Origin of the sequence: Phycicoccus sp. DTK01, from assembly GCF_017312765.1 — a bacterium.
Lineage (GTDB): Bacteria > Actinomycetota > Actinomycetes > Actinomycetales > Dermatophilaceae > Phycicoccus > Phycicoccus jejuensis.
This window is the reverse complement of sequence record NZ_BOPU01000002.1, coordinates 744168-758890: the sequence shown is the minus strand read 5'-3', so window position 1 is coordinate 758890 and position 14723 is coordinate 744168. Positions and strand designations below refer to the sequence as shown.

General features: G+C 74.8%; 9 protein-coding genes. 1 reads left to right on the top strand and 8 read right to left on the bottom strand.

Annotation, left to right across the window (positions count from 1 at the left end; genetic code table 11):
• Nucleotides 1-38 precede the first annotated feature (38 nt).
• The 8 genes from J3473_RS07360 to J3473_RS07325 form a co-directional block, all read right to left on the bottom strand.
• Nucleotides 39-6227, bottom strand: coding sequence for an Ig-like domain-containing protein (locus J3473_RS07360; RefSeq protein ID WP_207022510.1), 6189 nt, complete (start codon nt 6225-6227; stop codon nt 39-41).
• Nucleotides 6228-6434: 207 nt separating this feature from the next.
• Complete coding sequence (locus tag J3473_RS07355) at nt 6435-8489, bottom strand: PhoX family phosphatase (RefSeq protein ID WP_207022509.1); 2055 nt, start codon at nt 8487-8489, stop codon at nt 6435-6437.
• 132 nt (nt 8490-8621) lie between these two features.
• Nucleotides 8622-8990, bottom strand: coding sequence for a DUF2568 domain-containing protein (locus J3473_RS07350; RefSeq protein ID WP_207022508.1), 369 nt, complete (start codon nt 8988-8990; stop codon nt 8622-8624).
• A complete protein-coding gene (locus tag J3473_RS07345; RefSeq protein ID WP_030526734.1) occupies nt 8987-9568 on the bottom strand; it encodes an NADH-quinone oxidoreductase subunit B in 582 nt (193 codons plus the stop codon). The genes J3473_RS07350 and J3473_RS07345 overlap by 4 nt, the downstream gene beginning before the upstream one ends.
• Nucleotides 9569-9581: 13 nt before the next feature.
• Complete coding sequence (locus tag J3473_RS07340; RefSeq protein WP_207022507.1) at nt 9582-9947, bottom strand: NADH-quinone oxidoreductase subunit A; 366 nt, start codon at nt 9945-9947, stop codon at nt 9582-9584.
• 46 nt (nt 9948-9993) lie between these two features.
• Nucleotides 9994-10554 carry an LppA family lipoprotein gene (locus J3473_RS07335; protein WP_207022506.1) on the bottom strand — a complete coding sequence of 187 codons (561 nt, stop codon included), beginning with the start codon at nt 10552-10554 and terminating at the stop codon, nt 9994-9996.
• 26 nt (nt 10555-10580) lie between these two features.
• Entirely contained in the window at nt 10581-12311 is a 1731-nt protein-coding gene (locus J3473_RS07330) for an alpha/beta hydrolase (protein WP_030526731.1), read from the bottom strand.
• Nucleotides 12308-12613, bottom strand: coding sequence for a hypothetical protein (locus tag J3473_RS07325; RefSeq protein ID WP_207022505.1), 306 nt, complete (start codon nt 12611-12613; stop codon nt 12308-12310). The genes J3473_RS07330 and J3473_RS07325 overlap by 4 nt, the downstream gene beginning before the upstream one ends.
• A 229-nt stretch (nt 12614-12842) precedes the next feature.
• On the opposite strand from J3473_RS07325, the gene J3473_RS07320 reads away from it, so the two are divergent.
• Nucleotides 12843-14708 (top strand): 2-oxoacid:acceptor oxidoreductase subunit alpha, encoded by a 1866-nt coding sequence (locus J3473_RS07320; RefSeq protein WP_242525740.1) that lies wholly within the window; start codon nt 12843-12845, stop codon nt 14706-14708.
• The last annotated feature ends 15 nt before the right edge of the window (nt 14709-14723 follow it).

Below are 14723 nucleotides of genomic sequence, written 5' to 3'. Positions count from 1 at the left end.
GTCCTCGTCGGTGCTGGTGGTGGGCTGGCGGAAGGGGCTCATCGGGCGGTCCAGGTGTCCTCGACGGGGCTGGCGGGATCTCGTCCGTCGTCGCACGAGATGGTGTACCGCGTCCCGGGGACGGGGACGAGGTCGGTGCTCGGCGCGTCGGGCCCGAAGTCGCCCGATGCGTCGGTCGCGAAGGTGGCGCCGACCGGGTCGCCGCCCTCGGGGGTGATGGTGCACTGCATCGTCGCGCTCGCCGTGAGGTTGCGCGCCGTGAGGGTGAGGACCTCGCCCTCGGAGCTCCCGGTCAGCGTGCCGAGGCCCGTCGACGCGGTCGTCGAGCTGCTGCGGGAGTCGCCGCGACGGGTGGCGGTGGCCTCGATCGTCACGTCCCGCCCGTAGCCGACCTTGGTCCGGTAGCGCTGCGTCCACGTCCCGCTGCCGGTGCGGTCCGGGTCCGGGGACGAGGTGCCCTCGACCCCGCCCTGGACGCTGACGGAGACGTCGGCGGCCCGGCCGTTGGCGTCGACCGAGACGACGTAGGTGACGTACGCCCCGACCGTCGACTCGATGCTCACGCCGACGGCGCCGAGCGGGCCGTAGACGACGTCGGAGGTGGTCCGCGCGCTCGAGGTGAGGCCGGCGGAGTTCGTGGCGGTGAGGACGAAGGTGTAGTCGCTGCCGTTGTCGGGCACGGTCACGGTCTCGTCGAAGTCGGTGGGGTTGCGCGGCGCCGACCACTGGCCGCAGGACGTCCCGCCGACGCGGCACGTGATGGTGACGCCGTCGTCGCGCGCGGGCGGCGAGGTGAAGCTCAGCTCGACCTGGCGGTCGGTGCCCGTGGCGGCGGCCGCCACGCCGGTGAAGTCGCCCGGGGTGCCGACGGCCCGGCGCGACGTGGCCGCGCTGAAGGCCGACCGGTTGACGTCGTTGGCCGCCTGGACCCGGTAGTCGTAGGTCGAGCCGTCGTTGTCGACCGCGTCGGCCTCGCACCGCGTCGCGGGCGTGCCGGAGCAGATGGCGACCGTGCCGCCGGGACCGCTGCGGGTGACGGTGTAGGTGGTGTCACCCGGGCCGTTGGGCGCGACCCCCGACCACGAGACGACGACGACCTGGCGGGCACCGCCACCCACCTCGGAGGCGTCGACCGTCGGGGCGTCGGGGACGGCCGGCGTCCCCGCGGACTGGCCCTCGACGACGACCGCCGGCCCGAAGCCGGCCTCGTTGCGGGCCTTGACCGTGAACGGGGTGCGCAGCGAGTTGTCGAGCCCGGCGGCGGTGACGGAGGTCGAGGACGTCTCGGCCCGGCCGCCCGGCCACGTCACGAGATAGCCGGTGACGGCCGAGCCGCCGCTCGGCGCCGCGTCCCAGGCCACGGTGACCGCGCGGTCGCGCGGGTCGGTGACGCGCGGCGCCTGCGGCGCGCCCGGCACCTCGTCCGCGGTGACCGCCGCCGACGGAGCGGACGAGGGCCCGAACCCGACGGCGTTGTGCGCCTTGACGGTGAAGCGGGTCGGGGTGGCGTTGGCCAGCCCGGTCACGACGCACGGCGAGGCGGCACACCGCTGCGAGCCCCCGTCCCAGTCGACCTGGTAGTACTCGACGGGCAGCCCGTTGTCGCGTGGCGGCGTCCACGCGAGCCGGGCCGAGCGGCTGAGGGTCGGCCCGGTCTGCACCGGGGCCCCCGGGGCGTCCGGCGCGCCGAGGACGTCGACGGTGAGGATGCCGGTGCCCTGGCGGTCGGCGCGGTTGCTCGCGTCGACGTCGGTGAAGGTGACCCGGAAGGTCAGCCGGCCCTTGGCGCCGGCTCCCGGGGTCACCGCGACCGCGCGGGAGCCGTCGCGCCGCGCCGTCGACGCCACCCCGGACAGCTGGGTCACGCCGAGCACGTCGTAGCGGGGGTCGACGAGCGGCGAGCGCAGGTAGCCGTCGAGGGACACGACCTGCGTCGTGCCGGCGCGCACGCCGCTGACGGCCACGGGCAGCATCGTCGGCGGCTGCGCCGGGGCGACGCGCACGGTGAGCACCGCGGGGGCCGCCTCGGTGCCGTCGACGGTGACGAGGAGCCGGGCGGTCGTGCCCGGGACGGCCGCCGAGGAGGCCGAGACCGACAGCGTCGTCCCGCCCCGGCTGAGGACCGACAGCCCGGGGACCGGCGACTCGAAGGAGCCGGAGTAGCGCAGCGTCTCCGCGGTCTCGGGCCGGGCGGTCCAGACGTGGCAGAGCTGCCGGATGCCGAGGGGCCGCGACGTGCCGCCGACGACGACGTCGACCGCGGTCGGTGGGCAGCGCAGGACCGGGGTCTCCGGGCCGACCTGCACCGGCACGGTGAGGAAGGCCCGGCGCCCCGCGCCCCCGCCGGGGGTGGAGGAGGTCGTCACCTCGAAGGCGACGGCGGCCGGCCCGACGTAGTCCCGCAGCGCGGTGACCCGCAGCTGCGAGGGCCCCTCGGAGCGCACGCGCAGCGCGCCGGCGGGCGAGGCGGCGAGCCGGTCCTCGGTCGTCAGCGTCAGGGGTCGCCCGGCCGGGACGTCGACGACGTCGGCGAGGTTGACCACGGTGGAGCCACCCCGGTCGACCCGGACGAGCGCGTCCGGCTTGACGCTCGGGACGCTGGAGCCGCCCGCGGGGATGTGGACGAGCCCGAGCGCGGCGGCCCCGCCCGCGTCGAGGACCTCGAAGGACAGCACCTGCGGCACCGGCTTGACCACGAGCGTCGCCCGGCCGTCGACGACGGTGGCCTCCGGCGCGTTGAAGACGCGGCTCACCTGCAGCGCACCGGTGGGGTCGTCGGGGTCGACCGCGCCGGCCAGGAGGTCGACCTCGACGGTCTGGGCGCCGGCCGCGGGGCGCGCGAGCGCGTTGCGCGGCTCCGGCGGCAGGTTGACGCCCGCGCGGCCGCGGACGGTCAGCGTCGCGGTGGAGGACTCGCCGCTCGCGCCGGTGATCGAGTAGGGGATGCGCAGGGGCGTCGCGGCCGGCGGGCCCACGACCGAGATCCGGCCCGACGCGGCGTCGAGCCGTGCGCCGGCCCGCTCGACGACGTCGAGGTTCTGGAGCGGCTCGACGGTGGCGCGCTCGCCGATCGGCTGGATGTCGTTGGCCAGCACGTCGACCGACACGCGCCGGCCCGGGGCGACCGTCACCTCGTCGTCGACCGCGACGCTCGGCTGGGGGTCGCCGGGGGGCGAGACGGCGATGCGGATCGTGCCCGTGCCGACCTTGGTGTACCGGTCGCCGAGCAGGTAGGTGATGTCGTCGGTGCCGCCGCTCGTCGGGTACGCCTGGTAGGTGATGGACGACGGCGTCACCGCGAGGACGCGGCCGAGGCGCGGCGCGGACGCCAGCCCGACGAGGGTCGTCGAGTCGCCGTCCGGGTCGGCGCCGGAGCCCGCGATCGACACCGTGATGGTGTCGCCCGCGACGACGCGGCCCTCGAGCGTCGCCGGGGTCGGGGCGCGGTTGGGGCGTTGCGCGTCCGGCGGCGGGGTGACCGTGACGCGGACCGTGCCGGACGCCCGCGACCCGGCGGCGTTCTCGGCGACGTAGGTGATGGTGACGGTGCGCTGCTCGGTGACCACGGGTGCCTGGTAGCGCACGACCGAGCCGGCGACGTACGCCGCGCCGGTCGGCTCGTCGGTCGGTCCGCCGTCGGCGCCGCCCACCGGCAGCATGCCGCTGCGCGCGGCCCCCTCGACCTGCGGGGCGAGCCGGAGGGTCGTGCCGCCGGGGTCGAGGTCGTTGTCGAGGACGGGGATCGAGACCTGGTCGCCGGAGCGGACCGTGGCGGTGTCGTCGACGGCGACGGGGGCGTCGTCCTTCGGCGCGGGCAGCTGGAGGACCGACACCGAGCCGACGGCCGTCTTGCCGGCGCCGTTGGTCACCGTGTACCGGACGAGGATCGGGTTGGGCCGCAGCTCCGGGCGGTTCGGGACGATGCGCAGCCACCGGCCCCGCAGCACCGCGACCTGCACGGCGTCCGAGCTGTCGGCCTCGGCGCTCTGCACCGTGAGCAGACCGCCCGAGGGGTCGACGTCGTTGGCGAGGACGTCGGTGACCGTCGCGGTCTGGCCGTGGACGACGGCCTGGTCGAGCATCGCGGTGATGTCCCCGGTGCGCTCGGAGGCGGCGCGCACGTCGACGCGCATCGCGCCGCGCGCGGGGTTCGCCGAGCCGTAGCGCACCGTGTACGCGAGGAGGTAGGTGCCGGGGGCGCCCGCCGTGACCGTCACCGTGCCGGCCTCGATGCTCGTCGCGACGGTCGTGCCGTCGGGGGCGGTGACGTTGCCCGCGAGCTGGAGGCGGGCCGAGGGGTCGGTGGGGTCGGTGCCGGGGATGTCGTTCTCGAGCGGGCGCAGGACGATCGGCTTGTCGACCTCGCCGCGCCCGACGTCCGGCAGCGCCGTGGCCGGGGTCGTCTGGTCCGCGTCGGGGGCGAGGACGTCGAGGCTCAGCCGCCCGGTGCTCTCGGCGGTGCCGTCGGTCACCGTGTACTCGAGCGTGCGCGGGCCGGTCTCGCCGGTCGCGGTGTAGCGCAGCCGGCCGTCGGGGGTGACGCCGACGGAGCGGTCGCCGTCGCTGGCGCCGGTGACCGCGACGGGGTCGGAGTCGGGGTCGCGCCAGTCGCCGGCGACGGGGATCGTGACCGAGCCGCGGTTGGTCACCGACGTCACGGTCGGCACGTAGTTGCTCCGCAGGACGGGGGCCCCGTTCTCGTCCGGCGCGCGGACGGTCACGGTGACGCGCGCCGTGGAGCGGTTGCCCCGGCCGTCGTCGATGACGTAGTCGAAGCCGGTGGAGCGCGCCGCCGGCGGGAGGGTCAGCTGGACGGTCTGCCCGTCGGGCGAGATGTCGAGCGTGCCGTCGCGCTCCGGCATCCCGGAGACCCGGGTGATGGACAGGACGCTGCCGCTGGGGTTCGCGTCGTTGTCGAGGACGTGCAGGACGCTCGTGCGGTTGGCCCGGGCCCCGACCTCGTCGTCGCGCGCCTGCGGCGGCTTGGCGGTGCGGTCGACGACCGACGACGGGTCGGTGTCGTCCCGGGGCGCCTGCGAGGACGGGGGCGCGACGGCCGCCCAGTCGTCGAGCCGCTTGCCGGTGTCGGCGTCCCAGACGGCACCGGTCGAGGTGTCGTTGAGCGCGACGGTGCGGTGGTTGACCCGCAGGCGGGGGGAGCTGAGCGTGCCGGCGTCGGTGAGGGTCACCGTCTCGGGGGCGGAGCCGCTGCAGACCCGGACGGCGCGGCCGGGCGTGCCCGACCAGGCGGCGTACGCGCAGCCGTCGAGCACGACGGGCGCCGTGCCGGGGCCGGGGCCGCCCGGTGTGAGCGACCGGGTGACCCCGCTGCCCAGGTCGACCGCGAGGAGGGCGCGCGGGGTGCTCACGAGCACCTCACCCGTCGTCGTGACCTCCTGCGGCACGCCGCCGGCCACCGACTCGCCGCTGAGCACGACCCGGGCGCCGCCGGGCCGCACGAGGACCCCGGTGACGGTGTCGAGGACGACCGGCCCACCGGGGGTGAGGACGATCTGCGTCTCCTGGAGCGGGCCGCCGAGCGAGCTGCGGACCGGCCGGAAGCCGCCGTCCGCGGTCGGGCGCAGGGTCGTCAGGCGTCCCCCGGACCCGGCGGCGTAGGCCGTGCCGTCGGCGCCCACCGCCACGTCGGCCGGGAACTCGGTCGTGGCGTCCTGGGCGATGGGGACGTCGTCGGCGGCGCGGCCGTCGAGGCCGTCAACCGCCGCGAGGGTGGGGTTCGTGGAGTGCGCGACGTGGACGCTGCCGGTCTCGGTGTCGACGGTGGCGGTGGTGCTCCCGCCGACGGCGAGCAGCGTCCGGTTCGGGAGCGAGACCGCGCGGTCGGTGACGAGGGCGCCGGTGCGGACGTCGACCGCCGCGACCCGGCCGGTCTGCCGGTCGCGGGTGAGGACCGAGCTGCCGGACTGGACGACGTCGAGCGCGTAGCTCTGGCTCGGCTCGTCGCCCGCGGGCGGGAAGGCGGCGTCGAGGCGGGCGGCCGGGCCGTTGAGCCGCCCGAAGAGGCCGGAGCGGTCGTTGGTCACCCAGAGGGTGCCGTCGTTGGCCTCGGGGTGGTCGGTCGTGTACCCCTCGCCCTGCGTCGCGGCCCAGCCGTAGCCGCCGACGACGAGCGCGACGACGGTCGCGACGACCGTGCCCGTGCGGGGTCGCCAGAACCCGCGACGGGACCGCTGGTCACGCCGCGACGAGCTTCGCACCTCGCTCATGAACCCTCGGTCCATCGGCCTCGGGCACGGACCGACCTCCGTGCCCGCAGTCATTGTGGGCCATCCCGTTGGGTCAGGTGTGCCGGTTGGGACAAAGCCGCCCCGGCGTTTCGCCGGGTGACGAACGTGGGCCCGGCCGCGCCGCCGGAGCGACGGCGACGGGCCGGGGACGCCGTGCGGCGTCTCCGGCCCGTCGGGGGCGTGGGGTCAGGCGCGGTGCACCTGCACGACGCTCGGCCGGGGCCCGCCCCAGCGGCCGCGCGAGAGGGTCCCGGGCGCGACGTAGTCGGGGAAGTAGGAGTGCTGGTCGGCCCAGGACCCCTCCTCCCCCGGGTGCTGGACGGCCACGAAGACCGACCCGTCGCGGTCGTGGACGACCGGGCCGCAGGTCTCGGCCTCGCGCGGCACGGCGAGGAACTGCTCGACCTTGCCGCGCTGCCGCCCGGAGAGGGTGACGCGGTGCAGGGCGTCGTTGAGCCCGAGCGTGCCCGGCTGGCCGTCGGTCGAGATCCACAGGGCGCCGGTGGAGTCGAACGCCACGTTGTCGGGGCAGGAGATCGGCGAGACGGGGCCGTCGTAGCCGCCGAAGTAGGTCCCGGCCGAGCTCGGGTCACCGCAGACGAGCAGGAGCGTCCACGCGAAGCGGGTCGACGTCGGGTCGTTGCGGTGCTCGGTCAGCTCGAGGACGTGGCCCTCGCGGTTGGTGACGCGGGGGTTGGCCTCGTCGACGCCCGGGTTGGAGCCGACACCGCGGTTGGTGTTGTTCGTCAGCGCCGCGTAGACCCTGCCCGTCACCGGGTTGGGCTGGACGTCCTCGGGCCGGTCCATCTTCGTGGCGCCGACGCGGTCGGCGGCCAGACGGGTGAAGACGAGGACCTCGGCGACGCTCATCCCGGCGACCTTCGAGCGGCCGCCCTCGACGAGCGGGATCCACCGGCCGCTGCCGTCGAAGGCCTCGTCGGCGGGCAGGTCGCCGGAGCCGTCGATCTGCCCGGCCGGGCTGTCGCCGGTGAGCCTGGCGACGTAGAGGTCGCCGGAGGAGAGCAGGCGCTTGTTGGCCTCGCGCGCCGCCCGGGAGGAGCCCTTGACCATCGTCTTCGACGAGACGAACTTGTAGAGGTAGTCGAAGCGCTCGTCGTCGCCGGAGTAGGCGACGACCCGGCCGTCGGGGGCGACGCGGATGTTCGCGCTCTCGTGCTTGAAGCGGCCCATCGCGGTGTGCTTGACCGGGGTGGAGTCGGGGTCCTCGGGGTCGATCTCGACGACCCAGCCGAAGCGGTGGACCTCGTTCTCGTAGCCCGGCTGCCGGGCGTCGAAGCGCGGGTCGACGGTCCACCAGGCGCGGCCGCCGGCGGTCGTCGGGATGCCGTAGCGCTTGTTCTCGGGGGTGTCGTTCGCGACGAAGTACTGGTTGAAGTTCTCCTCGCCCGACAGCACGGTGCCCCACGGGGTCGTGCCGCCGGAGCAGTTGTTCTGCGTCCCGAGGATGCGGCGGCCCAGCGGGTCGTCCTGGGTGCGCAGGAGCGGGTGGCCGGCGGCGGGGCCGTCGACGGCGAACTCGGTCTGCAGGTGGATGCGCCGGTTGAGGCGGGCGCCGCGCACCATGCTCCAGGGGCGGCCCCGGCCCGAGCGGCGCAGCTCGACGACGGTCAGGCCGTGCGCGGCCATCGCGACCCGCTTCTGCTCGGCGAGGGTCTCCTCGTCGTCGGTCGGCGGGAACATGATGTTCTCGTTCGTGTACTCGTGGTTGAGCACCGCGACGGCGCGCCGTCCCCCGCTGCCCTTGCGCTCGATGATGTCGAGGTAGTCGCAGTTGTAGCCGACCTGCTGCCGCTGCGCCGCCTCGGTCTGGTGCTCCGGGTCGAACTCCGGGGTGTGCCGGAAGAGCGGGTCGCCCCAGCGGATCACCGGCGTCCAGGTCCAGCCCTTCGGGACCGTCAGGTCATCGACGTCGGCCGGCACCGGCGCGATGGGCGTGAAGCGCAGGCCCGCACCGTGGTGGGCGCTGCCGTGGCCGCCGGCGACGGCCTGCCCGGCCGGCGAGAGGGCGACCGCGAGCGCGCCGCCCCCGACGCCGCCGAGCATCCGGCGGCGGCTGAACGCCGCGCTCGCGATGTCGCGGAAGTAGCCGTTCTCGCTCGTGTTCGGGGCGGGGTGCGCGCAGGCGTTGCCGCACTTCAGCTCGCAGGTGACCGCGCTGCGCTTGCCGCGTGCGTGGGGCACGAGCGAGAGCATCCGGCGGTTCTCGGGGGCGATGGTCATGGGGTCTCCCGGGGCTCGGCGTGGGTGTCCGCGCAGGACGCTAGGTGCGCGAGGGGACCCTGCCCCCGACCTCCGGGGGAACAGCGGGTGACCATTGCGGGAGGCGCGGGTGACGCCCGGGTCAGGCGTCGGTCAGGACGCGGGGGCGCCGGGCTCCGCGGGGCGGTGGAGCACCGTCTGCGCCGCGACGACGACGAGCCCGGCGACGCCGACGAACCACGCCCACCCGGTCCACCCCGCGGCGAGCAGCCCGAACGCGACGCCGTAGACGAGCACGACCGCGGCCGCGGTGCGGGGACCGGGGGCGAGGCGCAGGCGGGCCTTCGGCGCCATGAACAGGCCCCAGAGGACGAGCACGAGCAGCGTGGCGACGACGGCCGCGGCCCAGCCGGCCGCTCCCCCGCCGACCGCGTGGTGGGCGAGCGCCCCGACCCCGCCGAAGAGCGCGAGCTCGGTGACGAAGGCGACGAGCGCCAGCAGCGCGAGGACGGGCGTGCTCACGGGCGCGCGACCAGCCCGCGGGTGACGTCGGCGGCCGTGGCCGCGCGGTGGCCGGCGAACCGGCCCCGCCGGCGCTCGGCGATGGCGGCGCCGCTGACCCGCTCGGCGGCGATCTTCTGCTGCAGCGTGATGATCCCCTGGAGCAGCGCCTCGGGCCGCGGCGGGCACCCCGGCACGTAGACGTCGACGGGCACGAGCTGGTCGACGCCCTTGGTCACCGAGTACGAGTCCCAGTACGGCCCACCGGAGTTGCTGCACGCCCCGAACGAGATGACGTACTTGGGCTCGGGCATCTGGTCGTAGAGGCGGCGGATGGCCGGCGCCATCTTGTCGGTGACGGTGCCGGAGACGACCATGAGGTCGGCCTGCCGCGGACCGGGCGCGAACGGGATGACCCCGAGCCGGATGAAGTCGTGCCGGCCCATCGACGTGGCGATGAACTCGATGGCGCAGCAGGCGAGCCCGAAGTTGAAGACCCAGAGGCTGTAGCGGCGGCCCCAGTTGAGGACCATCCGCACCGGCTTGGGTGCGTGCTCGGCGAGCGGCCCGACGCGGGGCATCGGCAGGTCGACGCTCATCGGCGCTCCCCCGTCATCGCAGGTCCCAGCGGAGCAGGCCGCGCCGGCCGGCGTGGACGAGCCCGAGGAGCAGGACGCCGACGAAGACGACGACCTCGACGAGCGAGGCGACCCCGAGGTCGGCGTCGCGCAGGACGAGCGCCCACGGGAAGAGGTAGACGGCGTCGACGGCGAAGACGACGTAGAGGAACGCGAAGGACAGGTAGCGCACCTGCGACTGCGCCCAGCCGGTGCCGACCGGGTCGACGCCCGACTCGTAGGTCGCGCGGCCGGCGGCGTCGGCGGCGCGGGGCGCGACGAGGCGACGGACGACCATCGCGGCGGCCACGAGGAGCACGCCCGCGAGGACGACCGCCGCGACGGCGAGGTAGCCCTCCATGACGCGCCAGCCTAGCCGGGTGCGCCGACGCCGGTCCCGGCCGCGGTCAGGAGCCCTGCGCGGGCAGGAAGCAGGCGCCGTAGAGCGTGAGGATGGTCCCGGCCTTGGTGCCGAACTCGACCCGCGCGCCCGTGGCGGGGTCGCCGACGGAGACCTGGTGCGCCCCCGGCTCGTCCTGGAGGACGGTCACCTCGCTGAAGCCCTGCTCGCGCAGCGGCACGAGCATTGCGTCGACCGTCGCCTGCCACCGCTCGTCGGGGACGACGCCCTTGGCGCCTCGGCCGATCGAGTAGTTGGCGTTCTCGGCGCCCTCGACGGTGTCGAAGGGGGCCGAGCAGACGCTCCGGCTGCGCTGCGACGGCGCGTCGGCCTGCCACTCCAGCCCCGGGGCCTGGGCGTCGATCGTGTCGCGCAGCTCCACGAGGAGCGCGAGGTACCCCTTCTCGGCCTCCTCGAAGGTGGGCCGCTGCGCCAGCTGCTCCCTGGGGTCCATGCTGCCTCCCGTGCTCGTCGTCGAAGAACATCCCGCCGTGGCCGCGAGCGCCACGGCGGCCAGCACCGTCGCGCCCCGACGCCACGCACCGCGCCCGCCCCGGTGACCGCCCATGGTCGGCCAGCCTAGGCGGCGGGCCGTCACCCCCCGAGCCACGAGGGCCACCAGTCCCAGGCGCGGGGGTCGTCGGTGATGCCGGTGTTGTTGCCCTCCACGGCGTCCTGCGGGTGGCCGGAGACGACGGTCGCCATGTTGTACTGGCTCGTCGAGTGCTGCTCGAGGTAGCTGGAGTGGCCGCTGACCCCCGCGTAGTCCTGCCCGTCGACCGTCGCGTCACCGGTCTCGAGGTGGTTGATGCCGTCCATCGCCGAGGGGTCGATGCCGAACCGGCCGAGGTCGCCGACCCCGTCCCACTTCGCCTCGGCGTAGTAGGCGCTGCCGCTCGGGATGTCGAGGTCGTCGACGTCGCTCGTGCCGAGGCCGGGCGAGCCGAAGAACACCGCCCGGTCCACCCCCGTGCCCTCGTGCTGGAGGCCGTACCCGGTCGTCGTCGACCCGTAGGAGTGGCCCAGCGCGGTGAGGTCGGGGTCGGTCGCGCGCGAGGAGTTGATCCCCCGGTAGAAGTCGGCGAGCGAGGCACCCCCGTCCTCGGCCGCGCCGGAGAGCGCGACCGAGTCGCCGGAGAACGTCGAGCCCCACTGCGGCGCCTGGTAGTCCAGCCACACGACCGTGGCGACCGTGCTGTCGAAGTCGCCGTTGCGGGCGAGCTGGTCCAGGGTCGCGTCGCGCAGGTCGGCCATGTCGTTGACGTAGCCGCCCATCCCCTCGACCGTGCTCGTCAGGCCGGGGGTGAAGACCCCGACGTGGTCGGCGGTGTCGACGTCGCCGATGGAGACCGCGGCCTGCGGGCGCTGCCCCGGGGTCAGGTCGAACACGAGCAGGTGGGTGTCGGGCTTGTCGAGCGTCTCCTCGAGCGTGCCGATGGCGCCCAGCTGCTCCCGGATGGTCTGCGCCTCGGCGAGCAGCGCGAGGTACTCGGGGTCGTAGGGGTCGGGGTCCATCGCGGCGAGCTCGTCCTCGATGTCCTGCTGCCGGTCGCGCAGCTCGGTGGCGGTCTCCTCCAGGCGGGTCCGGTTGGCCTCGTCGCGCACGCCCATCGGGATGCCGTCGAGGTTGCCGACCCAGTCCGGGTGCTCGTCGAGGACACGCTGCTGCTCCTCCGGCGAGAGCGACTCCCACCATCCGGTGTTGTCGGCGGGGGTGCCTCCGCTCGGCGGGCCGAGGAGCGAGAGGTGGCCGGCGGCGTCCCCGTCACGGGCGGCCTCGTCGAGCGAGAGGTCCGAGCCGTCGGCGATCGTGCCGTCGCGGACGGAGGTGAGCACGGCGACGAGGTCGACGTCGACGTCGTTGGCCTTCCGCAGCGCCTGCTCGACGCGGGCGACGCACTCGTCGACGAGCACCTGGCGCTCCTGGCGGGCGACCTGCTCGTCGTGCTCGGTGGCGTAGCACATCTGGAGGCCGGCCTCGTCGCTCACCGTGCCGTCGGCCGAGATCGTCAGGCCGTGGGCGCTCGCGTACTCGACCGCGGCGTCGACGGCGTGCTCGACACCGGTCACGGCGTCACCGGCCTCGATGACGGCCCGGCGGGCGGCGCTCACCTCGGCGACGAGGATCTCCAGGTCGTCGGTGACGCGGCGCAGCCGGGTGCTCGCGGTCGAGGCGGCCGAGCCGGTCCAGCGGGCCGGGCCGGCCATCGTGCGCAGGTCGTCGGCGCGGTCGGTCAGGGTGCGCCGGCTGGTCGTCAGCGCCTCCTCGGCCGTCGTGAAGGGCGCGGCCCTCCACTGCTTCACCTGGCCCCAGGTGAGGCTCATCGCGGCTGGTTGGGGCCGGCGGGCGTGAACGCGGCGCGGGCGGCGGCGTCGTCGCTCTCGTACTGCGTCGCCGCGGACTCCAGGCCCTCGGCGTAGCGGCGGGCGCCGCGGACCCAGGAGCGCACGTCGGCCTCCCAGCCGGTGGCGACGGTCTCGACGAGCGAGGCGGCGCTCGCGCCGGGGATCGCGGCGGCGATGCCGCGCAGGTCGTCCGGCGCCTTGGTGTCCTCGACGACGTCGAGCGCGTCGCGGGCCGCCTGCGCCGAGCTGCGCAGGTCCTCGATCTGGACCTCGTACCCCATGCCTCCCCCTCGTGCGGTGGACCTCTCGGCGTCCACCCTCCCGGCTGTCCCCCGACCGTACAAGGGGGAGCACTCCCCGCCGGAGCGGTCGCGACGACCCGTGGACGGGCGGGTGGCCGATGCGTGGATGCGAGGAAGGGTGCCCTCACCTGCGACGTACGATGGAACACGGTGCGCCCACCAGCGAGTTGGGCCCCACGAGAGCACTCCCGACACCCCAGGGACCACCGTGACCAGCAAGACCGTCCAGACCCTCGACCGCGTCGTCATCCGGTTCGCCGGGGACTCCGGCGACGGGATGCAGCTGACCGGCGACCGCTTCACCTCCGAGACCGCGGCGCTCGGCAACGACCTGTCGACGCTGCCGAACTTCCCGGCCGAGATCCGCGCGCCCCAGGGCACGCTGCCCGGCGTCTCGAGCTTCCAGCTGCACTTCGCCGACCACGACGTCCTCACGCCGGGTGACGCCCCCGACGTCCTCGTCGCGATGAACCCGGCGGCGCTCAAGGCCAACCTCGCCGACGTGCCGCGCGGCGCGACGATCGTCGCGAACACCGACGAGTTCACCAAGCGCAACCTCGCCAAGGTCGGCTACGACGCCAACCCGCTCGAGGACGGCAGCCTCGAGTCGTGGCACGTGCACCCGGTGGCGCTCACCTCGATCACCGTCGAGGCGCTCGCGCCGTTCGAGGGCCTGAGCCGTAAGGAGAAGGAGCGGGCGAAGAACATGTTCGCCCTCGGCCTGCTGTCGTGGATGTACACGCGGCCGACCACCGGCACCGAGGCCTTCCTCGCGAAGAAGTTCGGCGGCCGGCCCGAGATCCTCGAGGCCAACCTCACCGCCCTGCGCGCCGGCTGGAACTACGGCGAGACCACCGAGGACTTCGCCTCCTCGTACGTCGTGAAGGCCGCGCCGATGGCCCCGGGCACCTACCGCAACGTCACCGGCAACACGGCGCTCGCGCTCGGCCTCGTGGCCGCCGCGCACCGCGCCGGCCGCCCGCTCGTGCTCGGCTCGTACCCGATCACGCCCGCGTCCGACATCCTTCACGCGCTGTCGTCGATGAAGCGCCACGGCGTGACGACGATCCAGGCCGAGGACGAGATCGCCGGTATCGGCATCGCGCTCGGTGCGTCCTACGGCGGCTCGATCGGCGTGACGACGACGTCCGGCCCGGGCATCGCCCTGAAGTCCGAGACGATCGGCCTCGCGGTCTCGCTCGAGCTGCCGCTGGTCGTCGTCGACATCCAGCGTGGCGGCCCGTCGACCGGCCTGCCGACCAAGACCGAGCAGGCCGACCTGCTCCAGGTGATGTACGGACGCAACGGCGAGTCGCCGGTGCCCGTCGTCGCCGCGCAGACGCCGGCCGACTGCTTCGCCGCGGCGATGGACGCGGTCCGTATCGCCACGACGTACCGCACGCCGGTCATCCTCCTGTCCGACGGCTACCTCGCGAACGGCTCCGAGCCGTGGTCGGTGCCGTCGGTCTCGGACCTGCCCGAGATGGCGGTGGACCTCGCCGTCGAGCCGAACGCGGTCGACGACAAGGGTGCTGCGGTCTTCCGCCCGTACCTGCGCGACCCCGAGACGCTCGCGCGGCCGTGGGCCGTCCCGGGCACGCCGGGCCTCGAGCACCGCATCGGCGGCATCGAGAAGGCCGACGTCACGGGCGACATCAGCTACGACCCCGACAACCACGACCGGATGGTCCGGCTGCGCGCGGCCAAGGTCGCGGGTGTCACCGTGCCCGACGTCGAGGTCGACGACCCGAGCGGCGACGCGAAGGTCCTCGTGCTCGGCTGGGGCTCGACCTACGGGCCGATCGCGTCGGCCACACGGACGGTCCGCAACGCCGGCCACCACGTGGCCCGCGCGCACCTGCGCCACCTCAACCCCTTCCCCGCGAACCTCGGCGAGGTCCTGCGCCGCTACGAGCGCGTCGTCGTGCCGGAGATGAACACCGGCCAGCTCGCGCTGCTCCTGCGCGCCGAGTACCTCGTCGACGTCCGCTCGTACACGTCGGTGCGGGGGCTGCCGTTCACCACGGTCGAGCTCGCCGACGTCGTCTCGACCACCCTCGAGGAGATCCTGTGACCACCGTCGAGCTCG

Coding starts and splice junctions, on each gene's coding strand:
- J3473_RS07360 (WP_207022510.1), bottom strand. CDS start 6,227: ATGAGCGAGGTGCGAAGCTCGTCGCGGCGTGACCAGCGGTCCCGTCGC.
- J3473_RS07355 (WP_207022509.1), bottom strand. CDS start 8,489: ATGACCATCGCCCCCGAGAACCGCCGGATGCTCTCGCTCGTGCCCCAC.
- J3473_RS07345 (WP_030526734.1), bottom strand. CDS start 9,568: ATGAGCGTCGACCTGCCGATGCCCCGCGTCGGGCCGCTCGCCGAGCAC.
- J3473_RS07340 (WP_207022507.1), bottom strand. CDS start 9,947: ATGGAGGGCTACCTCGCCGTCGCGGCGGTCGTCCTCGCGGGCGTGCTC.
- J3473_RS07335 (WP_207022506.1), bottom strand. CDS start 10,554: ATGGGCGGTCACCGGGGCGGGCGCGGTGCGTGGCGTCGGGGCGCGACG.
- J3473_RS07330 (WP_030526731.1), bottom strand. CDS start 12,311: ATGAGCCTCACCTGGGGCCAGGTGAAGCAGTGGAGGGCCGCGCCCTTC.
- J3473_RS07325 (WP_207022505.1), bottom strand. CDS start 12,613: ATGGGGTACGAGGTCCAGATCGAGGACCTGCGCAGCTCGGCGCAGGCG.